The 275-nt window shown below is 71.6% G+C and carries 1 protein-coding gene; it reads right to left on the reverse strand.

Translation table 11 applies throughout. The annotated features are described in order from the left end of the window. Positions 1-275 (reverse strand): hypothetical protein (locus R0J87_RS20135; protein WP_498888468.1); only part of this gene is annotated, 275 nt, incomplete at both ends.

Here is a 275-nt window from a genome sequence, read left to right on the forward strand (position 1 = left end):
GTGCCGGCGTGTGGCGCGATGCGGATCGAGGCACCTCGAGCCGTCACCACAATGCCGGCGTTCGCCATGGCAGCAGCAAGATGGGCAGGTGCGTCGGGCAGGAGCGAGACGATGCCGGCGCGGTGATCGCGGTCTCGCGGCGACGCGACGGTGATTCCGTGACGATCCGCGATCTCGAGAACGGCATCCACCTGCTCGCCCAGACGCGCCTCGATCGCCGCGACGCCCGCGTCGCGGACATCGCGCACGCCGATCGCGAGCCGACCGGCCGCGAG

This window comes from Halomonas sp. SIMBA_159 (assembly GCF_046536035.1).
Lineage (GTDB): Bacteria > Pseudomonadota > Gammaproteobacteria > Pseudomonadales > Halomonadaceae > Vreelandella > Vreelandella venusta_A.